General features: G+C 34.3%; 21 protein-coding genes and 1 other annotated feature. Of the genes, 14 read left to right on the top strand and 7 right to left on the bottom strand.

Annotation, left to right across the window (positions count from 1 at the left end; all coding sequences use genetic code 11):
• Nucleotides 1-179: 179 nt before the first annotated feature.
• Complete coding sequence (gene nhaC / locus CAO17_RS11060) at nt 180-1,553, bottom strand: Na+/H+ antiporter NhaC (protein WP_085992816.1); 1,374 nt, start codon at nt 1,551-1,553, stop codon at nt 180-182.
• Between the two features lie 78 nt (nt 1,554-1,631).
• Nucleotides 1,632-1,861, bottom strand: a binding site (T-box leader).
• Between the two features lie 141 nt (nt 1,862-2,002).
• Between nhaC and CAO17_RS11055 the strand changes: the two genes are divergently transcribed.
• Together CAO17_RS11055 and CAO17_RS11050 are read left to right on the top strand one after the other, a co-directional pair.
• Entirely contained in the window at nt 2,003-2,746 is a 744-nt protein-coding gene (locus CAO17_RS11055) for an AzlC family ABC transporter permease (protein WP_085992815.1), read from the top strand.
• A complete protein-coding gene (locus tag CAO17_RS11050) occupies nt 2,743-3,039 on the top strand; it encodes an AzlD domain-containing protein (RefSeq protein WP_085992814.1) in 297 nt (98 codons plus the stop codon). Before CAO17_RS11055 ends, CAO17_RS11050 begins: the two co-directional genes overlap by 4 nt.
• A 263-nt stretch (nt 3,040-3,302) precedes the next feature.
• Here CAO17_RS11050 and CAO17_RS11045 read toward each other — a convergent pair whose 3' ends face one another.
• A complete protein-coding gene (locus tag CAO17_RS11045; RefSeq protein WP_085992813.1) occupies nt 3,303-4,175 on the bottom strand; it encodes a cation diffusion facilitator family transporter in 873 nt (290 codons plus the stop codon).
• A 209-nt stretch (nt 4,176-4,384) separates the two neighbouring features.
• Between CAO17_RS11045 and CAO17_RS11040 the strand changes: the two genes are divergently transcribed.
• Complete coding sequence (locus tag CAO17_RS11040) at nt 4,385-4,621, top strand: hypothetical protein (RefSeq protein ID WP_085992812.1); 237 nt, start codon at nt 4,385-4,387, stop codon at nt 4,619-4,621.
• A gap of 190 nt (nt 4,622-4,811) precedes the next feature.
• Nucleotides 4,812-6,044, top strand: coding sequence for an MFS transporter (locus CAO17_RS11035; protein WP_483869932.1), 1,233 nt, complete (start codon nt 4,812-4,814; stop codon nt 6,042-6,044).
• Between the two features lie 147 nt (nt 6,045-6,191).
• On the opposite strand, the gene CAO17_RS11030 is transcribed toward CAO17_RS11035, so the two are convergent.
• Nucleotides 6,192-7,109, bottom strand: coding sequence for a zinc dependent phospholipase C family protein (locus tag CAO17_RS11030; protein ID WP_085992810.1), 918 nt, complete (start codon nt 7,107-7,109; stop codon nt 6,192-6,194).
• A 382-nt stretch (nt 7,110-7,491) separates the two neighbouring features.
• Between CAO17_RS11030 and fumC the strand changes: the two genes are divergently transcribed.
• The 4 genes from fumC to CAO17_RS11010 all read left to right on the top strand — a co-directional run bounded on the left by fumC (nt 7,492) and on the right by CAO17_RS11010 (nt 10,108).
• Entirely contained in the window at nt 7,492-8,877 is a 1,386-nt protein-coding gene (gene fumC, locus CAO17_RS11025; RefSeq protein ID WP_085992809.1) for a class II fumarate hydratase, read from the top strand.
• 180 nt (nt 8,878-9,057) lie between these two features.
• The gene (locus tag CAO17_RS11020; protein WP_085992808.1) at nt 9,058-9,267 is read left to right on the top strand and encodes an alpha/beta-type small acid-soluble spore protein; all 210 of its coding nucleotides are present in this window, start codon (nt 9,058-9,060) and stop codon (nt 9,265-9,267) included.
• A gap of 195 nt (nt 9,268-9,462) precedes the next feature.
• Nucleotides 9,463-9,672 (top strand): alpha/beta-type small acid-soluble spore protein, encoded by a 210-nt coding sequence (locus CAO17_RS11015; RefSeq protein ID WP_085992807.1) that lies wholly within the window; start codon nt 9,463-9,465, stop codon nt 9,670-9,672.
• A 226-nt stretch (nt 9,673-9,898) separates the two neighbouring features.
• Complete coding sequence (locus CAO17_RS11010; protein WP_085994463.1) at nt 9,899-10,108, top strand: alpha/beta-type small acid-soluble spore protein; 210 nt, start codon at nt 9,899-9,901, stop codon at nt 10,106-10,108.
• 70 nt (nt 10,109-10,178) lie between these two features.
• Here CAO17_RS11010 and CAO17_RS11005 read toward each other — a convergent pair whose 3' ends face one another.
• Nucleotides 10,179-11,270, bottom strand: a complete 1,092-nt coding sequence (locus CAO17_RS11005; protein WP_085992806.1) for an ABC transporter ATP-binding protein — start codon at nt 11,268-11,270, stop codon at nt 10,179-10,181.
• 174 nt (nt 11,271-11,444) lie between these two features.
• Here CAO17_RS11005 and CAO17_RS11000 point away from each other — a divergent pair, with 174 nt between their 5' ends.
• The gene (locus CAO17_RS11000; RefSeq protein ID WP_085992805.1) at nt 11,445-11,801 is read left to right on the top strand and encodes a YlbF/YmcA family competence regulator; all 357 of its coding nucleotides are present in this window, start codon (nt 11,445-11,447) and stop codon (nt 11,799-11,801) included.
• 61 nt (nt 11,802-11,862) lie between these two features.
• On the opposite strand, the gene CAO17_RS10995 is transcribed toward CAO17_RS11000, so the two are convergent.
• Nucleotides 11,863-12,048 carry a YhzD family protein gene (locus tag CAO17_RS10995; RefSeq protein ID WP_085992804.1) on the bottom strand — a complete coding sequence of 62 codons (186 nt, stop codon included), beginning with the start codon at nt 12,046-12,048 and terminating at the stop codon, nt 11,863-11,865.
• Between the two features lie 282 nt (nt 12,049-12,330).
• On the opposite strand from CAO17_RS10995, the gene CAO17_RS10990 reads away from it, so the two are divergent.
• The 4 genes from CAO17_RS10990 (at nt 12,331) to CAO17_RS10975 (ending at nt 18,288) form a co-directional block, all read left to right on the top strand.
• Nucleotides 12,331-13,563, top strand: a complete 1,233-nt coding sequence (locus CAO17_RS10990) for a metallophosphoesterase family protein (RefSeq protein ID WP_085992803.1) — start codon at nt 12,331-12,333, stop codon at nt 13,561-13,563.
• Complete coding sequence (locus CAO17_RS10985) at nt 13,560-16,520, top strand: ATP-binding protein (RefSeq protein WP_085992802.1); 2,961 nt, start codon at nt 13,560-13,562, stop codon at nt 16,518-16,520. The genes CAO17_RS10990 and CAO17_RS10985 overlap by 4 nt, the downstream gene beginning before the upstream one ends.
• A 201-nt stretch (nt 16,521-16,721) precedes the next feature.
• Nucleotides 16,722-17,273, top strand: a complete 552-nt coding sequence (locus CAO17_RS10980) for a GbsR/MarR family transcriptional regulator (RefSeq protein ID WP_085992801.1) — start codon at nt 16,722-16,724, stop codon at nt 17,271-17,273.
• Between the two features lie 442 nt (nt 17,274-17,715).
• Nucleotides 17,716-18,288, top strand: a complete 573-nt coding sequence (locus CAO17_RS10975) for a PepSY domain-containing protein (RefSeq protein WP_085992800.1) — start codon at nt 17,716-17,718, stop codon at nt 18,286-18,288.
• Between the two features lie 101 nt (nt 18,289-18,389).
• On the opposite strand, the gene CAO17_RS10970 is transcribed toward CAO17_RS10975, so the two are convergent.
• On the bottom strand, nt 18,390-19,619 hold the full coding sequence (locus CAO17_RS10970; protein WP_085992799.1) for an HD domain-containing protein: 1,230 nt from the start codon (nt 19,617-19,619) through the stop codon (nt 18,390-18,392).
• A 238-nt stretch (nt 19,620-19,857) separates the two neighbouring features.
• Here CAO17_RS10970 and CAO17_RS10965 point away from each other — a divergent pair, with 238 nt between their 5' ends.
• Nucleotides 19,858-20,052 (top strand): sporulation YhaL family protein, encoded by a 195-nt coding sequence (locus CAO17_RS10965; protein ID WP_085992798.1) that lies wholly within the window; start codon nt 19,858-19,860, stop codon nt 20,050-20,052.
• Between the two features lie 45 nt (nt 20,053-20,097).
• Here CAO17_RS10965 and CAO17_RS10960 read toward each other — a convergent pair whose 3' ends face one another.
• A complete protein-coding gene (locus CAO17_RS10960; protein WP_085992797.1) occupies nt 20,098-21,000 on the bottom strand; it encodes a peptidylprolyl isomerase in 903 nt (300 codons plus the stop codon).
• Between the last annotated feature and the right edge of the window lie 258 nt (nt 21,001-21,258).

Here is a 21,258-nt window from a genome sequence, read left to right as displayed (position 1 = left end):
GCTTAACTCCAAAACGAACAATGTTTCAAGGTAGTTTTATGCATTAATCATGTTCGAATATTGCCGAGAAAATACTAATGTCCCAGTCTCTTTGCATTTAAATATAATTGTATGCTATTAGTTATGTGATTTGTCTTTTTCTCCACGGTAAGTGCTAGTGAAGCCGTTTTTTTGTCTTATTATTTTTGTTTTGCTCCAATGGATTTTCCGCCAAATAAAATAGTTATAATTGGGCTAAGCAGGCAAAAGAAAGCAAATGGCAGATATGCTAATACTGAAACCCCAAGGACATCAGCAATAAATACACCACAAACACTCCAAGGGACTAGTGGATTGATAACAGTTCCAGCATCTTCTAATGTTCTCGATAATGCCTTTTTGGAAAGTCCTGCTTTTTGATACATTCCCTTAAAAGTTTCTCCAGTTAATAAAATGGATAAATACTGCTCCCCAATGGAAACATTTACCCCTATAGCGGTAATAGCTGTAGAAACAATGGTTGCTCGAATGCTCTTAACTTTATCCTGAATAGCTCCAAGTAAACTTGGAATAATTCCAGTTACAAACAACAATCCACCAAAGCTTAATGCTAAGATAACTAAGGATATCGTAAATAGCATACTGTTTATGCCACCTTTCGTCAGTAGTTCATTCACAGGTTCAAATCCCGTTGTACCGGTATAGCCATTAAACCAAATAGACCAGATTTCTGACCAGGTAAAGGAGTTAATGAACCATGCCAAGAATGTTGCAACTAAACTACTAATCGTTAAGGCAATAAATGCTGGAACCCGAAAAACGGTACAGAAAATAAGAATGATTAGAGGTATCCAGGATGTCCAGTAAATAAGATTGGAGGAAACCAATGCTTCTTGGTAATTTTGGATATTGGCCATATTAGCTGTTTTTTCTGGTGATAATAGTACAAAAATAATAAATGAGAGAAGAAAAGCTGGTACAGTAGTTAAACTAATATGTTTAATATGATCAAATAAGTCCACTCCAACAATAGTAGAAGAAAGGTTTGTTGTATCTGATAAAGGTGACATTTTATCTCCAAAAAAGGCACCGGACACGATTGCTCCAGCTGTAATCGCTAATGATATGTCCATGGCATTTGCCATTCCAATAAAAGCTACACCGATTGTGGCGGTAGTGGTCAAGGAACTCCCCAGAGACACTCCAATAATTGCTGTTACAGCAAAAACAATTGCAAAAAACCATGATTCTCCTATTAAGAAGAAACCTGTATGAATCAAAGCGGGAATCGTCCCACTAATCATCCAACTACTAATTAAAATACCAATAAGGAAAAATAAGAAAATTGCTCCCATACCAGATTTTGCACCAGCAACCATTGCTTCTTCCAAATCCTTATAAGAGATCTTCTTGAGGAATCCAAACGCAATAAGTAAGAAAATCCCTATCAGAATGGGGATATGTGGCTTCGTTCCTATCACGATAATAAAAAAACTAATGAGACTAATAATGAATAGAAAAAAGAAGAATGATTCCATCCATGATGGAAGATGTTTTGGTTGAATTGGAAACATAAAAAGAACCTCCCCGATGTTTTTTCTTAGAAGATATGGTACGTACGACTTCTAGATAAATAAAAAAAGCCCATCCCCAAAAGGGACGAAGCTTCACTCCGCGGTACCACCCTGATTGATAAAAGTATGACTTCCATCCACTTGTATTGTTATAATCCCTGCATATAAAGCGGATGTTACTAACCGTCTGGTTCCGCTTTTCTATAGAATGTGTATTTCAATTATATACTGCCAAAGTTTTCACCAATCACTTTGTCTCTAATTGCTGCTTGAATATAATCTACTGTTCATTCTTGGATTTATATTATGTAATTGTATGATAGTATTGAATATACATTTATCGTTCATGTTTTGTCAATAGATGATTTTTCCAAAGAATATATCTTCTAAAACATATGAATATCCGTTATAATTATTGCAATTTAAAAAATGTTAGAGGGGAGAATAATATGGGAACTGGAGCGGGGCTAAAACCGGTGCTAGAGCAATATGAATCGCAGCGTATACATATGTTTAAACGAGGAATCATTACTGGTGTTCCTATTATGCTTGGATATATCCCGGTTGCACTTACATATGGTGTACTTGCAAGACAAGCAGGACTTTCAATATGGGAACTCACCCTAATGAGTATACTAGTTTTTGCTGGTGCATCCCAATTTATGGGGGCAAATATGATTGCACTTGGAGCAGGTGTAGTGGAAATTGTCATCGCAACCTTTGTATTGAACTTTCGTCATTTTGTTATGAGTCTTTCGTTTATGAATCAATTAAGAGGGGTTGCCTTTAAATTTAAGTTACCACTTGCCTCTGGTCTAACGGATGAAACGTTTGCAGTTTCTTCCATTCACAGTGGTGAAGCAAAACAAAAAAATGGTGCCTATTATTATGTAGGAATTACTATAGTAGCATATCTTTCATGGGTAATAGGATCCTTGTTGGGTGGAGTATTAGGCGAGGTGATTCCAGAAAGATTGAGCCAAAGCATGGGAATTGCATTATATGCTATGTTTATTGGATTACTTATACCGTCCGTAAAGAAAAATGTAAAAGTAGCATTAATTGCTGTTGTCGCAATGTTAATTAATTTTTTATGTGTTCAGATTGGGTTGAGTTCAGGATGGGCAATTGTTGTCGGCACTATTCTTGGAGGATTCGGAGGAGTTTATTTGTTGAAGGAGAATGAAAAATGACCATTTTACTTATTATAATAGGAATGTCTTTAGTAACAATGATCCCGAGAATTATCCCTGCATTTGTCGTCGATAAGCTACCGCTTTGGCCCTGGGTGCATCGGTGGTTAAACGCTATTCCCTATGCAGCATTAGGGGCACTTATTTTCCCAGGAATTTTATCAGTCGTACCAGACCAACCTATTGTTGGGCTGATTGGTGGAATTGTCGCTATTTTACTCGCGTTATTCGGTTTAAATGTTGTCTTAGTCGTAATTGGAGCAATTATTACAGTATACCTGATGACGTTGTGAGTTTTTTAGAGTAAGGATAATAACTAGTAAATAAATTTTCCTAGGGATTTTTTTATCGAAGGTTAGGAGGCAGTAATACCCCACCTCAAAAATGGAGGAATCATTTTAGGTGGGGAAGAAAGAAAATCCTCACTGGTGGAAGAATCACTTTATAGTGCTTATGAAGACAAATAATCCTCTTAAGACCTGAAACCTGCTTTAAAAAATAAAAAGACAGCTAACGAAAGTTTTTATGATTACGCTCGCTGTCTTTTTTGTAGACTTTAATCTTTAAATGGCTCTATATGAATGTGTGCATGATTAATCCTATATTTGTTATATAAATATTTCTCTATGTTTTCTGTAATCCGATGGCTTTGTTCTACATTCAAATGCGGGTCTACTAGAATAGTTACTTCAAGGAGGGCTTGGTTCCCATGTACGCGTCCTTTTACGTCAACAACCTTTTTCACTTCATCAACTTTTCCAATGCTTGATTTAATTTCTAATAGCTTAGATTCCTCAAATCCATCTGTCAGTGTTAATGTAGCATCTCTAAAGATATCCCATGCCGTCTTACAAATGATTATACCTACAATAAAGGCGGCTAAAGGATCTAACCAAAATAGACCAAATTGTGCACCGATTATACCTACGAAAGCGCCAATACTTACGAGAGCATCGGATTTATTATCTTGTGCAGCAGCATTTAATGAACTACTTTCAATTTTTCTTGCTAGTTTAACATTGTAACGGTACACAAAAAACATAATAATTGCTGCACCTAACGCAGTCCAAGCTGTTAATAGCTCAGGAGGCTCGGAAGCTTCTGCATTCATTATCTTTTGTAGGGTATCTAAAATAACCTGTATACCAATATACATCATGACAAATGCAGCAAATAAGGATGCGATTGTCTCAACACGATAATGCCCATAAGGATGATCCTTATCAGGAGGTTTTCTTGATAACTTTAACCCAACCAAGACGGCAACTGAAGCAATGACGTCTGTTACATTATTAAGTCCGTCCGCATGTAGTGCATCCGAATTTCCATAATGGGCGATGAAAAGCTTGATTATGGATAAAGAAATATAGGAGACAATGCTAATCCAAGCCCCTTTTTCACCCTGTTTCAAGTTATCCGAATAATCCATTGAATATCCTCCAGTTTCCCAATCATAGCAAAGTAACTGTATAGCTATCATAGTCTATCAAATAAAAATCATAAGGTCTAGAAAAACGTAAAAGGGTAAATGTTTATAAAACTTTATAAAAATCATAGAGTATTTTAGGTTCAAATGAGTTGCGTTTTTTTTGAAAATTTAGGATAATGGTTAAAAGGAACTAAAGGGGGAAATCTCATATGAAAAAACATAAAGTAGTTTATCGTTTTTGTCGTTATGAAGGTACAGCATTTTATGCAAGAAAAGAAATCCCTTATGAATTCAGTTTCCAAGCTCAATTAATTTTAGATGAAATATGCTTTAATTGGAATAAACAAAAATTATTAGATAATATCCACTATTCTTTGGAAAAAGGTAATAAAGAGGATTTTATTACTTATAGTCAAAGCTATCAAGAATATGTATGGGAATCATAAATTTTAGATGAAGCTCCGCCTGTTAATGGGTGGAGCTTTTATAGATTTTAGGCTTATTTTATTGTTTTTATACTTTCTGTAAAAAATTTTAAATATACATAATAGTAACAGGTGCTTTTGATATACTCTATGGTGGAATGGGGGTGAAGGATTGAACAATAAAGAGAAAAAGAAAATACAACGAAGCTGGATGTTGTATGATTTTGGGAATTCAGCATTTGCTACCATCATCATGGCTGCCGTTTTCCCCGTGTATTATTCTACCGTTGCGGCAGCAGGATTGGATGAGACGACAGCAACAAGCTATTGGGGCTATTCACAATCGATAGCCGTATTAATTGTTGCGGTATTGGCTCCATTATTAGGTGCAATTAGTGATTTCACTTCAGCAAAGAAGAAATTTCTTCAGTTTTTTGCATTTATGGGAATCATTGCAAGTATTTTTTTAGCTTTTGTCGGTGAGGGTGACTATTTATTGGCATCGGTTTTATTTATTGTTGGCTCAATCGGATTTTCCGGTGCTAATGTTTTTTATGATTCAATTTTACCAGAAATCGCTGATAGAAATGAAATGGATAAAGTGTCATCTAGCGGGTTTGCCTACGGTTATATCGGTGGAGGAATTTTACTTCTCATAAATATAGTATTGATCTTAAATCCAGGATGGTTTGGAATTGCTAGCACAACCATAGCAACCCAAATTTCATTTGTTACAGTTGGATTATGGTGGTTTATCTTTTCTATCCCTTTAATCAAAAATGTAAAAGAAGAAAAAAAGAATGTTGGTAAAAGAGATAAACCATACGCAATAATTGGCTTTATAAGAATTAAAAATACTATAAAAGATATAAGACGTTATAAACAATTAATGATTTTTTTATTTGCATTCTGGTTATATAATGATGGAATTTCAACAATTATTAGGATGGCAACGGTATATGGAAGTTCAATCGGAATTAATAGTAATGATTTAATCGTTGCTTTACTTATTACTCAATTTGTAGGAATACCTTTTACTTTTTGCTTTGGGTGGTTAGCGACAAAGATAACTGCTAAAAAAGCCCTTTATGTGACGTTATTTACGTATTTAGGTATCGTTATCATCGGCTACTATATGAGTTCTGCTCTTCACTTTTTCATATTAGCTATTTGTGTAGGGATGGTTCAAGGTGGAGCACAAGCAATAAGTAGGTCTATTTTTGGTAGTATGGTACCGGATAATAAACAAGCTGAGTTCTTTGGTTTTTATGGCATATCATCCAAATTTGCAGCAGTAATGGGTCCATTTGCATTTGCGTTTATTGGACAAGTGACTGGAAATGGGAGGTTCGGTATATTATCCCTTATCGTATTTTTCGTCGCAGGAATGGTTATTTTACGCTATGTGGATATTGAAAAAGGGATTCAGGAAGCTAAGATTTAATAAATAAATTCTGTTCCTTCGCATTTTCCTTCCATTGTAAAATGAAATACGAACTAAATGGCATGGAAAATAAAAAAAGGCGGGAATTAATGATGATTCGTCTTCCCGCCCCAAATGGCATACATTCTATACCACAAAACAAACATGTTAAACAATAGGATCACAATATTGGTTTTGGGTATGAATGGATAGTGGCTTGCCAGTATCATAGGAAATATTGCCAATCAATTCTTCAAGCCTTTGTTTGGCATATACCTCGTTATGATTATTTTCCCAAAAGTGACCAAGCTCGGTTAATATTTCAATGGCCTCTATACGACTTTGATTGTATAAGTCAATAAAGCTTAAATTTGAAGATTCCTTCGTTGCGGAATGATACCATGTTCGATGATTTAAATTTAAATAATCTTTCTCATCCTTAATAGGTTGATGTGAATATGGTGTAACGAAGGAGTTTAAAACAATGTGTTTCCATCCATATGGATCAGATAAAAGCTTTAAAGCAAGCATCATATCTTTATATGCTTTATTAATGTAATATGTAGTACTTTTTAGTCTTGGATAATGTTTGTTCATCGTTTTGTGTAATAATTCTAGGATTTCAGTATTTAAATTTCTACCAATATCAATTTCTTTATATACTTGTGTTTTCCATGTTTTAATATGATGATACTTTTCCATCATCAAAGTATCAATAGTGACTTCTAACTTTTGATGATTCCTACCTTCATATCCAGCATGATAATGGATGTAAGGATGTGTATTTCTGTCTAAAATATGATGAGTTAAAAAACCTACAACGAATGCTTGTACAGACCTCTTCTTGGTTTTGGCCTCTGTAAGTAAGTCCATGAGGAAGTTTCCGCATTTTTCCGTATGCATAACTTTCCCTGCATCGGCTAAAGCTTTATTTTTTTTCCAAGGCCAAAAATTGATATAGTAAAAAGGATCCGGTCCTTGAGCACCTAGTTTTAAAAAGGATTCATTTTCAGTTGTTAGAAATGGTTGATTTACTGCATCCACGACTTCCTCGCAAAAAAGTATATGTGTCCATACATTAGGCACAATGAAATCCCCCTTGCTTTATTAAAAAATAATCTAAGTACTTATCAAGATTATTTATAATCCGTTTTCCGCCCTATTTTTTATTTTACTATCTATTATATAGGAAATACGAAGAGAAATGGTGAAATTAAATTGAACAAAACTGGGTATTTTAATAATTATTTTTATCGCAGGTTAAGGGGCAAACATAGCCCTACCTCAAAAATGGAGGTAAAACGAATCGTTTCGGGTGGGAAGAAAGACCCCCCGACTGATTGAAGATTCACTTTATAAAACAATCTCTTTTAGGAATTTTCCTCTTGAATAAGTATTTTGTATTCTATTATTTATGAAATTTGTTACAATATAGGAGTAAATATGATGACATAGGGAGGAAATCAGGATGGAATTTCGTGTAGAAAGAGATACATTAGGGGAAATCAATGTACCTGCAGATAAATACTGGGGGGCACAAACTCAAAGAAGTAAGCAAAACTTTCCAATCGGCGAAGAACTGATGCCACAAGAAGTTGTCAAAGCTTTTGCTATTTTAAAGAAAAGCGCTGCTAAAGCAAATAGTGATTTAGGGCTACTAGAAAACAAAAAAGCAGAAGCTATTGCATTTGCTGCGGATCAAATCATTGAAGGAAAAGTAGATGAACATTTTCCACTTGTTGTATGGCAAACAGGTAGTGGTACACAGTCTAATATGAATGTGAACGAAGTAATTGCTTATGTTGGTAATCAATATTTGGAGGAACAAAATAGTGATTTAAAGCTTCATCCTAATGATGATGTGAATAAATCTCAAAGCTCTAATGATACATATCCAACAGCTATGCACATTGCTTTTGTATTAAAATTAGAGGATTATGTTTTACCTTCAGTGGAAACGTTGAAGAATACATTAAAAACAAAAATGGATGCGTTTTCTGATATTGTAAAAATCGGACGTACTCACCTCCAAGATGCGACACCATTAACCTTAGGGCAAGAAATTAGTGGCTGGCATCGTATGCTAGAAAAATCAGAAACAATGATTAAGGAAAGTGTACACCATGTAAAAGAATTGGCAATTGGTGGAACCGCTGTTGGGACGGGATTAAATGCACATCCGGAATTCTCTGAACGTGTATGTGAAGCAATTAGTGAATTTACTGGAAAAGAGTTTGTATCTGCGCCAAATAAATTTCATTCATTAACGAGTCATGATGAATCCGTTTATGCTCATGGTGCTTTAAAAGGACTAGCAGCAGATTTAATGAAAATTGCTAATGATGTTCGTTGGTTAGCAAGCGGTCCACGTTGCGGAATTGGAGAAATTACCATACCAGCAAATGAACCGGGAAGTTCTATCATGCCAGGTAAAGTGAACCCAACTCAAAGTGAAGCTGTAACAATGGTTGCTGCTCAGGTAATGGGGAATGATGCGACAATTGGATTTGCGGCAAGTCAAGGTAACTTTGAATTAAACGTATTTAAACCAGTTATTGCTTATAACTTCCTACAATCTTGTCAATTACTAGCGGATAGTATCCTATCCTTTGATGAGCGCTGTGCGAAGGGTATTGAGCCTAATCAAGAGCAAATTGAGAAAAACTTAAATGATTCATTAATGCTTGTTACAGCATTAAATCCACATATCGGATACGAAAATGCAGCGAAAATAGCGAAAAAAGCATTTGCTGATAACTCGACATTAAAAGAAACAGCAGTTGAATTAGGTCTACTAACTGCTGAGGAATTTGATGAATATGTGAAACCGGAAGAAATGACCTATCCGAAATAAGCGATCATTTAATCTTAAAATAAAAAAACAAAAAACCTCGTTACACGTTAGTGTGACGGGGTTTTCATTGTAATTAGGAAGAATTGGGACAACATCTACATTTTACCAGTAGAATTTTGTTATAAGTTTTACGATATCAACAGACAATAGAAGTACAACACAACAAGGAGGTGAAACAACATGGCAAATAACAACAGCAACAATTCAAACCAATTGCTAGTTCCTGGCGTATCTCAAGCTTTAGACCAAATGAAAGTAGAAATCGCATCTGAATTTGGTGTAAACTTAGGAGCAGACACAACTTCTCGTGCTAACGGTTCTGTAGGTGGGGAAATCACAAAACGATTAGTACGTACTGCGCAACAACAATTAAACGGCACACAACAATAATATAATCTATGGATAAGAGGGGAGCTCAAAAGGCTTCTCTCTTTTTAATATGGTACATTGTTCAGTGACTCATTATTGATTAAAAGTAATTAGAAAGTATATCCAAAAATGATATATTTTACAAATGAAATTTTGTTATAGGATTTCCGATATCGACAGACAATAGGAATACACCACAAAAGGAGGTAATAAATAATGGCAAACAATAATAGTAACAATTCCAACCAATTACTAGTCCCTGGTGTAGCACAAGCACTAGATCAAATGAAGGTAGAAATCGCATCTGAATTTGGTGTGAATTTAGGAGCAGACACAACTTCCCGTGCTAACGGTTCTGTAGGTGGAGAAATTACAAAACGATTAGTAAGAACAGCACAACAACAATTAAATGGCACACAACAATAAAATAAATGATGGTTACAAGGGAGGTCTTATAGGACTTCCCTCTTTTTATTATACGTTATAAGAGTAGCCTACTTTTTCGTATTTAATACATTGTTTTGTAAGAAAAAATACTTATTCTTAATTGAAAAATTATCCATAGGTGAAATATTTTCCTATGAAATAGGCTTATAAAATGGAGAGTATCGATAAACAATAGAAATATACCACAAAGAGGAGGTAATAAATGATGGCAAATAATAATAGTAACAATTCCAATCAATTACTAGTTCCTGGAGTGGCACAAGCACTAGATCAAATGAAAATAGAAATTGCTTCTGAATTCGGTGTGAACTTAGGAGCAGACACAACTTCTCGTGCTAACGGTTCTGTAGGTGGGGAAATCACAAAACGATTAGTAAGAACAGCACAACAACAATTAAATGGCACACAACAATAAAATAAATGATGGATATGAGGGAAGTCTTAAAAGGCTTCCCTCTGATTTAGTCTATTTTTCAAAAGAAACCTTATTTCATTTTAATACGTGATTTTGTATTGGAATCAAAAAAATGTAGTTTACCCATATTGAAGGTTAATTTAATGTTATCTCCAGCTCTTTTATTTAATGCAGAATCCATGATAGCAATAAATTCTTGGTCCCCCAATTTAAAATAAATGTTGGAAAATCCCCCCAATAATTCTACTTTATTGATAGTAGTGGAGTATGAATTACCAGTTGACGCTATATTTTGTACGATATCTTCAGGGCGTATACCCAAAATAACTTCCTTATTGCCATATCCTTTTTCATGTAAGGAATGAATAATGGGTCTAGGAAGTTCTATGAGGTCATGATTTGTTTGGAAAAAATTATTCATAATTTTGCCCTTCATGAAGTTCATGGAAGGAGAACCAATAAATCCCGCAACAAAGATATTCTCCGGATAATCATAAACATCTTTTGGTTTTCCGATTTGCTGAATAACCCCGTCTTTCATTACTACAAGCCTTGATGCCATGGTCATCGCTTCTGTTTGATCATGGGTAACGTAAATAGTGGTTGTTTGAAGACGTTCATGTAGTTTTTGAATTTCAGCACGCATTTGAATGCGTAATTTGGCATCTAAATTAGATAATGGCTCATCCATTAAATATACCCTTGGATTTCGAACAATGGCTCGACCAAGAGCGACACGCTGACGTTGTCCACCAGAAAGAGCTTTGGGCTTTCGGTTCAAAAGTGATTCTATATTTAGGATGGCAGCGGTTTGTTGGACCTGTAGATCTATTTGATGCTGACTTATTTTTCTTAGTCTTAATCCAAAAGCGAGGTTATCATAGACAGTCATATGAGGGTATAAAGCATAATTTTGAAAAACCATTGCAATGTCACGATCTTTAGCAGAAACATGATTCATTCTTACATCATCAATATATAATTCACCATCGGTAATTTCCTCCAGTCCTGCGATCATCCGTAATGTAGTAGATTTTCCGCATCCTGAAGGTCCGACTAATACAATGAACTCTCCTTCTTGTATATGTAGGTTAAATTTATCAACTGCGATAACATTTTTGTTATAGACTTTTTTGATGTTCTCTAATAGTAATTTTGCCAATTGTTAAACACCTTCTCATTCATTCCATATCTATTTACCAGGTTATACCGATGAATCTCTTTTTCATCTTATATACACATTTTGTGTGTAAATGAAATCCATTTCATTTTTTAGTATACATTAATATCCTCGTCTGTTATAGTGGACTAGAGTAGAAATCAAGGAGGTAACGTTGTGGCCAATATTCATGACAGTGCATACGATTTAGAGAAAGCAATACGAGAAAGTGAAGAGTTCCAAAACTTAAAATCTGCATATGAGGCAGTAATGAATAATCCTCAAGCAAAAGAAATGTTTGACAGTTTCCGTGATACACAAATGCAATTACAAGAGAAACAAATGCAAGGTTTAGATATTACAGAAGAAGAGGTTGAAAAAGCTCGTTCTATTGTTGAACAAGTTCAGCAACATACTGAAATTTCTAGGTTAATGGAAGAGGAACAACGCTTAAACTTAGTAATTAATGATATTAGTCAAATTATTACGCAGCCATTAGAGGAATTATATGGCGATCCGGATAATAGACAATAACTAAATTAGAAAAATACTTACATATAAAGGCGACTTCCTAATGGTGAAGTCGCTTTTGTTTTTATCGGTGGAATAATACTAATTTTGCTTGTGGTGACACACAACGGTGTGTATGTTCACTATACCCTTTTTCGTCTAGTAGTTTTTGTCCTATTGTTTTTGCTTCTTCATTATTATCAGCGGAAAATGTTTCATCCATCAATTTTTTTCCACTTTTATCAAAAACCGTTAATACATAATTTGGCATGATAATCCCCTCCCTTAGAATATAGATTTATCTTTTTTATTCGGCTGTTTTCGTAAACTATATTCCTTTTAATAAGTACTTAATATTGTATTCTAAAAATTACTATAAATCAAATTGTTTGAAAAATAAATGCATAAATATGTAAAGTAGAATTTACCAAAAAAGTCCTCCTGTGGTCTTTTCTTTTTACTATAGAAAAATTTATAACAGAACGTGCATTCTGTTTATAGATTTGCTAGAATTGGGGTAATACGAACAAATAGGTGAAAAGTAGGTGTCATTATGACAAAGGAAGTATCCTTTATCCACGTAGCGGACTTACATTTAGACAGTCCATTTAAAGGGCTTGCACATACTCCAGAACATATTTTTGAAGAAATACGGGAGAGCACGTTTTTGGCATTGGATAAATTGGTTACAGTAGCTATACAAAAAGAAGTAGATTTTGTTCTTATGGTTGGAGACTTATTTGACAATGAAAAGCAGAGTTTGAAGGGACAAATACGGCTGCGACGAGCATTTGAAGAATTAGGACGTCAAGGGATAAATGTGTATCTTTCATATGGAAACCATGATTATATAAATGGAAACATTCTTCCTGTAACATATCCAGAAAATGTTTATATTTTTCCTGATGAAAATGTATCACATTTTACATTTATGAAAGATAATCTATCGCTAGCAAATATTTATGGATTTAGTTATGAAAATCGTGCTGTATTGGAAGAAAAAGCAAAAGAATATCGAGTAACAGATCCCGAGATACCATTTCATATTGCAACATTGCACGGCAGCATTCGTAGCAATACAGAGCATGATGTGTATGCACCATTTCAATTGTCTGACCTAGAGAGGGAGCCATTCCATTACTGGGCATTGGGACATATACATAAACGGGAAGTCATGAAAGAAAATCCACCAATTGTTTATCCGGGAAATATACAAGGAAGAAATCGAAAAGAAATCGGACCAAAAGGTTGTTACCATGTCGTTTTAAGGGAAAATCATACATCGATGTTGTTTGTTCCTTTACACTCTTTTATGATTTCCCGATTAAGAGTGGATGTTTCAGAATGTGATAATTTGCATCAGGTGGAGGTAATTATTCAAGAAGCACTAGAGGAACAAGAAAATGAGAAGCAGTTAATTGACCTTTATTTAACAAGTAACCACTCTATTTTAAAAGAGTGGGAGCAAGAAAAACTAGTGGCAGACTTAATAGAGTTAATTAATGAAACAAAAACATTTGAACCAATCTGGAAATACATATTTCGTGTTACCGTTGAGGTAAATGGAAAGTCCATCGATGCCGAATTAAAAAAAGGTAACCATTTTGCAGGTGAGTTGATTAGACAATTGGATAATGCTACTATACAAGAATTTACACAGGAATTGTACCATCATAAGCAAGCAAGGAAATATTTGAAGCAATTGACACCAGAAGATGAGGAGCGAATCAAACGAAAAGCAAAAGAAATGATATTAACTGATTTACTAAAGGGGGGAATCCAGTGAAATTAAGCAGGGCTATTATCTATGGTTTTGGTAAGTGGGTTGACGATGAGATAGATTTTTCAGATAGTATTTGTATCTATGGAGAAAATGAATCTGGAAAATCTACCATTCACCAATTTATCCTCTTCATGTTATTTGGAATGCCACCGAAACAGCGAGAATTTTATCGACCTAAAACAGGAGCACAGATTGGTGGAAGGTTAATGATTTCTGATGTTGATGGTGATTTTATAATTGAACGTTTGGATACCATTCGGAATGGCAATGCACGTTGTTTTACTCCAGATGGCGCAGAGCACGATGAATCTTGGTTAAAAGAACGCCTAAAAGGTATGACCATAGAATCCTATCAATCCATCTATTCGTTTTCTGCACTAGATTTACATACGATTACGAAAATGAAGGAAGAGGATTTGGGCGAGATACTCCTAGGAATTGGCCTATCCGGTTCTACAGAGATACATGCAGTGGAAAAAAAATTAGATCAACGTCTAGGGGATTTATTTAAACCTTATGGGAGAAAACCAGTAATCAATCAACAGTTGGAAAAGCTAGATAAACATTTTTCCTCATTGCAGGAGTTTAAGGCAAATGAGGGAACATACCGCATAAAAAAAGAGGAAGAGGAAGCGTTAGATTCCAAATTAAATAATTTAAAGGATAGTTTAACCAAAGACAAAAAACATTTGATAGAACTTGAAAAGCAGCTACAAGCACTGCCATTCCTTCAAGATTATGAAATGTATCAATCTCGTTTAAATAATTATGAAGTTGACTCTACTTTTCCAGAAAACGGTGTGAATCGATTAGAGGAACTGAAGCAGTCCTTTATTCCCTTTAAAAGTGAGTTAGCTATTTTAAATGAAAATCAAGAAAAATATGAACAAAAAATACTACAGATTAAAGAACAGCAAATGGAAAGCCCTGTTTACGAAAAAGCAGAAGCACTTTTAAAATTAAAACTACGGTATACAGAATATAAGAACGAATTGGATCGGGTAGAAGCGACGTTAAACCAAAAACAGGCCAAATTAGAATCGGAAATAAATCGCTTGAATGTAGGGTTAAAAAGGGAACATTTAGCTCAAATGTCATTTCCATTTCATTTAGAAAAATTATGGGTACAATTAAAAGAAAAATCGGATCAGCTAAAAAGGGAATGGGAAGAAATAAAGACAGAAGAAAATCAGTTAAAACAAGCTAGAAACTATATATTTAATGAGATACAAGAACTTGAAGAACAATTATTGCCAGAAAATGAAGTACAGATGCTTCGCTCAGAAATATCCAACCATCAAGAACAATACTTGTTGGAGAAACTACATTCGGAGGCAAATCTTCAGCGAAAAGGATGGAGAGAAAAACGATTAAAAAAGGAAAAACAAATGACTGTTTTCCTAATTATCTCCATGTTAATTGCTGCAGCAGCAGGAGGACTTGCAATTTTTTCCGATAATTCTCTGTTCTTCGATTTAATGGTTATTATTTTAGTTATCGGTTTTGGACAGTGGATGTGGGGTAAATATCACCTGAAAGAAATGGATCACATGATTGGTATGGAAAGTGGTTCTCATGCAGAGCGGATAGTTTCAAAGAGTGAAATCTCTAAAATAGAGGAACAACTTGCGTATCAGAATCAACTATTATCGGAACTAAGTAATCTTGAGGAACGGTTAAAGGATAATGATAAGATTCGATTACATAATAATGATCGTGCAAAAGCTATTGCCGTAAAAAAGGAAAAACTACATGAACAAGTAGAAATACAAAGGAAAAACTATCCATTTTTAAGAAATGTCGATATCACTTATTGGCAGGAATTATTTCATGCAATTAAATACCTTTTGGAGCTTCATCAAGAAATTTCTGAGGTAATCCATAATGTTGAACATTTACATCAACAAATAGGTCATTACCAGACGGAATTGAATCAATTCTTTAAAGAAAGGGGTTGGGATGTACCAGAACAAATTGAAGCACAATTGGAATTATTGGAAAGCCAAGTTAAGAAGCAACAGGAGTTAGAAAGAACTTTGTATCAATATACTGAGGAATTAACGGATAATCACAATTCTCGGGAAGAAGTAATCCAAAAAATTAGGGCGTATGAAAATGAAATGAAAGGATTATTTCATATTGCAAATGTAACAAATGAAGAAGAATACTACTTAAAAGCAAAATGTCAAGAAGAGGAAAGGGAATGGAAAGAAGCATTAGAAAGGACAATTTTACAGTTGGAAAGAATTTTGCCTAAAGGGGAATGGAGGAAATTAATAGAAAAAGAATTAGATGAAAAGACGCTAGAGTGGGAAATTGATGTGGTAAAAAGAGACATTCAGCAGAAGGAAAATGAACTAGACATAGTGAATCAACAACTTGCAGATAGCCATGCATCCCTTTCCCTGTTGGAATCGTCGAACTCCTACTCTACTAGTTTGCATCAATTTGAAATGGAACAAGATGAACTAAATAAATTAGCGGAGGAATGGGCGGTATTAAAAACAGCAAAAGAGGTCTTATTGAAAACAAAACGTGCTTATAGAGAAAACTACTTATCGCGGGTAGTAGATAAGACATCTACATATTTTTGTAAATTAACCGGTAACAAATATAGCCGTGTATATGCCCCGGCTGAAAAAGAATATTTTCAAGTTGAGTCGGAAAATGGAGTCCGCTATATGGTTCATGAACTTTCAAAAGGAACTATAGACCAATTATATATTTCGCTAAGATTAGCAATTAGTGAAGCAATGAGTGAACATCATCGTTTGCCATTTATTGTAGATGATGCCTTTATTCATTTCGACTCTATACGTACTACCCGAATGGTAGAAATTATGGAAGAAATATCTACACGACAGCAGGTAATTCTTTTTACGTGTAAGGATCAGGTCACAAATGCAGTTGATTCTATGAATGTATTGCGATTATCACAAGCCCAGGAACAGTTGAAATAATAAATGTTGTAACTGGTGTAAGGTTGAATTACTGCTGAAGCAGTGTTTTTTTATGTAAAGGAAAGGAAGGTGTTGAAAGAAAAGAAGATCACAAAAGTTTGCATTTTACCTTGGGTCATGAACCTTTAAACCTGAATTCGCATAAATAAGCAATTAATGATACAATATTTTCAAATTCTATGTAGGTGGAGGCGACGTTCATTGGCGGAAGATAGGGATATTAAAAACTGGGAAAAACATGAAGAAACAATTGAAAAGTTTATCCAAGTCATTGCTAAAAATATGAACTTGTACGGGATAACACCTTCCATAGGTAGGCTATATGGTGTTTTGTATTTTAATGATCAGCCAATGACCTTAGATGATATGCGTGATGCCTTATCAATGAGTAAAACAAGTATGTCTACAGGTGTACGTGCGTTAGCAGATATGAAAATGGTGGAGTCTACATTTAGGAAAGGAGTGAGAAAGGATCTATATCAATCTGAAGAAGATTGGTATAAATCCTTTACCTCTCTATTTGGTATTCGTTGGAGAAAACAGACTGAAACCAATATTGAAGAGGCGGACGAAACGATAGAAATCTTAGAAAAGATGTATAATGAAACCGCAGACATGGCATTAAGGGAAAAATTGGAACATGATTTGGAAAAACTAAAAGATGCCAAAGATTATTACTTGTGGTTGATGGAATTCATTAGAGTTGTTGAATCTGGAGAGATATTTAATTACATACCTAGAAAAGGGAAATAAACAAGGAAATAACTAGCCTAAAAATAATTTAAAAATGGTTCCAATCATCGTTGTTTGATGATTGGAACCATTTTTTTGGATTATTTTCATTATTAATTGTTTGATTTTTAGTTTATGACAGTATACTTTCTTACGTTTACTGTAAAATTGATTTCCTTAGCTATTGTGATTCCTACATATTTAGATGACATCAATATACGAATAAGCTCGAGTTTAATAAATTCTTTTCGTACTCATCTATTTTTATCATTAGCTATAGATAAATAGGTAGATGTGGTCCAGGAAGCAACAGGATTAGATGTTCGTTCATAAAAGGGAAAGGCGATTTATCTTCAGGTAAAAAATGTATATTACGTTCTCATCAAATTTTAATCTTACTCTCACCTTTCTATAAACTTCTATGGATATAGTATAAATATAGAAATGAAAAGGAGGAAGAAACATGAAAAAAATGTTAATAACTGGAATCGTTTCAGCAGGAATTATATTGGGTGGTACTACAATAGTTGGAGCATCTATGAATGGTAATAATGAGGTGATTATGAAAGACGAGGCTATGAAATCGGAAGAAGCGGTGAAAACAAAAGATGTGGCATCGAAATATTTTCTTTCAGTGGAAAAGGCGAAGGAAATTGCTTTATCCGAACAAGATGGCCATATCGATAGTATCGATTTAGAAAATGAAGATGGGTATTCTTATTATGAAGTAGAAATTGAAAACAGGGATGCGGATTATGAAATGTACATCGAAGCATTTACTGGGGAGGTATTAAAAGTAGATTCTGATGATAACGATAATCATGAAGAAAACAAAGCATTAGAAAATATCATTTCAGTAGAAGAGGCAAAGGAAATCGCGATAGATAAATTTAGTGGTAAGGTAATGAAAATAGAATTGGATGAAGACGATAATCGTTATGAATATGATATTGAACTTAAAACAAAAGATGGCAAAGTGGAAATGACAATAGATGCCGTTACAGAAGATATATTAGAATTAGAGATTGAAGATTAAATCCGAGGAATTTCTCCCTTTGTTTGCATATGATGTTTGATACATGGTCTGTATAATAATATGGATAAAAAAACTGGAAGATCATCCTTCCAGTTTTTTTATCATTTTATTCTTTCTGTGTTTTCGTATCTACTATCCAAGTAGTCCACAATATGAATAATATAACCTTCAATCGTTTGTGGAGACCTAACGGCAGAACCCCATTCTGGTAAACCATGATGACATAAAATACAATGAGACATTAGATGAATGATTTCCAAGGATAGTTGAATATTTTCAGCTTCAATGACTTTAGTGAGGAATAAGACACCATATGGAATATGGCCGACCATAACGCCGAGTTCATCCATTGTAATTCCTGCTTGTTTTCGGTGTTCGAAATTTAGTTCTGTCGCAGTTGGGAATAGAAATTGAAAAGCTTCAAAAGTTTTCCCTGCATGATCATATTCTAGTATTTTACCAATATCGTGAAATAGAATACTAGTCATGATTAAATCATAGTTAGGCGTAGTATCCTTGTACTGCATCATTCCATAAAACATTTTATATAGATGATCGATTGTGTCTTTCCAAACAAGTGGTTGTGAGTTTTCATCATTTTGAATTTGTGCCCACAATTCATTTTTGTGTGCTTTTTCTACAATATGAATTAGTTTCATGGTAGCTTTAAAAGGATCTTCCTGAAATTTAAGTACATATCTTGCAAAACGCATTAACCCAACAGTATGTTTTAATAATCCACCTAGATAATTGTGATGATATCCCATAGCTGCTGGACGGATTCGGAATTGATTCCAAAAACGAGTCATGGCACTAAAACTGATGTCACGATATGGCTGCTCTAGTTCAGATAGGTAAGAAAAAAGTTCAATGGTAATCCATTCTAAATCCTGCTTGGTATATGGCAAGAGAGAAAATGGATTGATATCTTCTTCACAAGGGATTAGCTGATCTACAGTTAATGACTTAAATCCATTAAATTCATCCACTCTGCCAGAAACATCAAAAACAGTATGCTTTTCTAATTCCGGTAGAAGTCGATCTACTGCACCTTGATTATCCCAGACTTTAGCATTAATAATTCCTGCATTATTACTAAAACGTATTTTCAAAAATTGTTTGTTTGTTTTAGTGAGTTGTACCTGATAATCATTAACAAGGAGACGTACATGTATTCGATTGCCTTGTGTTTCATTTTCTAAGTTAAATTGTTCATCTCCTTGTGGAAGTTCTGGTACAGGGAACTGTTGTAAAATTTTTTCTCTTTCGTCCTCGGAAAGGTTATAGGTTATTGGTACTTGCTTATAAAAATAGAACTGTGTATTTGTCATATAATCACTCCAATAGGAAAGAATTGGCATTGGATTAAAGTTTTAACCTGCCGTAATATATATGAAAAACTTAGCTTTCGCCAATTTTTCTATGTAGAATCTTTCTTTATGAACATTGTATCTTAATTTAAGTCTGATTACTTATGTTTTGATGGTAAAGCGATATTATGGAGTAATATTTCTTGTCCAATGCTCATATATATTTGGATAGATAGTAGTGGACAAGGGAGGCTAAGTCATGATAGCTGGTGTACCATGGTGGGTTGTGGCTGTTATTTTACTTATTTTCTTTAGTGGCTATATGTCATTTCGGGCAATGGTTGCAGAGAAAAGATTAGAGCAACAATATGCAGAGCGGGAAGGAAAGGTTTTTATTGATCGTATGCAAAAGGAAAAAGAAGAAAGAGAAAAAAGAAGAGAACAATCTTCATAAAATAAAACGAGGTTGTCTAATTGGCAACCTCGTTTTATATATAATCTATTTTTCATTTTGCTCTTGATCTTGCTCTTGCTTTTGACCTTGTTTTTGTTCTTGTTCTTTAAATAAATCCTTGAATTCATCTATTTTTACGTTCACATCAGCATCTTGAATCATAGTGTTGACTTTCTCTTGTAAAGCAGCTTGGTCAACCTTTTCTGATACAAGCTGACGACGAATATCCTCTTTTACATCCTCGTATTCGCCAATTTCTTTTTCAACATCACGCACATCATTTACCTTAATAATGTGATATCCAAATTCTGATTCAACCGGATCACTAATTTCACCAGGTTCCATGCTATAAGCAGCATCTTCAAATGCAGGTACCATTTGGCCAGCAGAGAAATAACCTAAATTACCGCCGTTTTGTGCAGATCCATCTGTTGAGTATTCGGCAGCTAAATCTGCAAAGTCTTCCCCTTCATCTAATTTTTGTTTTACTTCTTTGGCTGTTTCTTCATCTTTTACTAAAATATGCTGTGCATCAATCTCAACTTTTTGACGTTCATAACGTTCCTTGATTTCTTCTTCTGAAATCTCAATATCCTCAGAAGCTGCTTGTTCCTGCAGTAAAGAAATGTTGATTATGTTACGAAGTGCTTCTTCACCACCAAATTGTTGTTGAACAAGCATATCAAAGGAATCACCATACATTTCCTTCATATTTTCAATTTCCTTATCAATATCTTCTTCAGTTACCTCGTATTTATCTTCTAATACCTTAACGGTTACCAATTCTTGAAGGACACCTTCACCGTATCGGTTTTTGAGTTCTTCGTAAAATTCCTCTTTTGTAACGTCCCCAGCGCTAGTTTCAACCACTACTTCTGGTTCTGAATTACAAGCTGTTAATGTTAATACACTAGCAGATAAAGCTAGGGCAGCAGCAAATTTTTTCATTTAAAAACACTCCTAATCTGTACAAACTTCTTTTTACAAAGATAAATATAACACATTTGTATACCTAAATAATAGTGAGAGCCAGAATTACCGTGAAATTCACTTAATTATGCCACATTTATAATGAGAAAGCTTTGACAAAATAAATAGCTTTTATGCTGATTCTTTAGTTTTCGAAGCATTATTTACATAAAACCTGATTAAATAAACGACTGTATATACTATTTATTTTGTCTAGCAACAAACTTTCAGGAGCAA

The organism is Oceanobacillus senegalensis, assembly GCF_900176885.1.
GTDB lineage: Bacteria > Bacillota > Bacilli > Bacillales > Amphibacillaceae > Oceanobacillus > Oceanobacillus senegalensis.
Note: the sequence above shows the minus strand (reverse complement) of the source record. Positions and strands in the feature narration are given on the sequence as shown.

Coding starts and splice junctions, on each gene's coding strand:
- nhaC (WP_085992816.1), bottom strand. CDS start 1,553: ATGTTTCCAATTCAACCAAAACATCTTCCATCATGGATGGAATCATTC.
- CAO17_RS11055 (WP_085992815.1), top strand. CDS start 2,003: ATGGGAACTGGAGCGGGGCTAAAACCGGTGCTAGAGCAATATGAATCG.
- CAO17_RS11050 (WP_085992814.1), top strand. CDS start 2,743: ATGACCATTTTACTTATTATAATAGGAATGTCTTTAGTAACAATGATC.
- CAO17_RS11045 (WP_085992813.1), bottom strand. CDS start 4,175: ATGGATTATTCGGATAACTTGAAACAGGGTGAAAAAGGGGCTTGGATT.
- CAO17_RS11040 (WP_085992812.1), top strand. CDS start 4,385: ATGAAAAAACATAAAGTAGTTTATCGTTTTTGTCGTTATGAAGGTACA.
- CAO17_RS11035 (WP_483869932.1), top strand. CDS start 4,812: ATGTTGTATGATTTTGGGAATTCAGCATTTGCTACCATCATCATGGCT.
- fumC (WP_085992809.1), top strand. CDS start 7,492: ATGGAATTTCGTGTAGAAAGAGATACATTAGGGGAAATCAATGTACCT.
- CAO17_RS11020 (WP_085992808.1), top strand. CDS start 9,058: ATGGCAAATAACAACAGCAACAATTCAAACCAATTGCTAGTTCCTGGC.
- CAO17_RS11015 (WP_085992807.1), top strand. CDS start 9,463: ATGGCAAACAATAATAGTAACAATTCCAACCAATTACTAGTCCCTGGT.
- CAO17_RS11010 (WP_085994463.1), top strand. CDS start 9,899: ATGGCAAATAATAATAGTAACAATTCCAATCAATTACTAGTTCCTGGA.
- CAO17_RS10995 (WP_085992804.1), bottom strand. CDS start 12,048: ATGCCAAATTATGTATTAACGGTTTTTGATAAAAGTGGAAAAAAATTG.
- CAO17_RS10990 (WP_085992803.1), top strand. CDS start 12,331: ATGACAAAGGAAGTATCCTTTATCCACGTAGCGGACTTACATTTAGAC.
- CAO17_RS10975 (WP_085992800.1), top strand. CDS start 17,716: ATGAAAAAAATGTTAATAACTGGAATCGTTTCAGCAGGAATTATATTG.
- CAO17_RS10970 (WP_085992799.1), bottom strand. CDS start 19,619: ATGACAAATACACAGTTCTATTTTTATAAGCAAGTACCAATAACCTAT.
- CAO17_RS10965 (WP_085992798.1), top strand. CDS start 19,858: ATGATAGCTGGTGTACCATGGTGGGTTGTGGCTGTTATTTTACTTATT.
- CAO17_RS10960 (WP_085992797.1), bottom strand. CDS start 21,000: ATGAAAAAATTTGCTGCTGCCCTAGCTTTATCTGCTAGTGTATTAACA.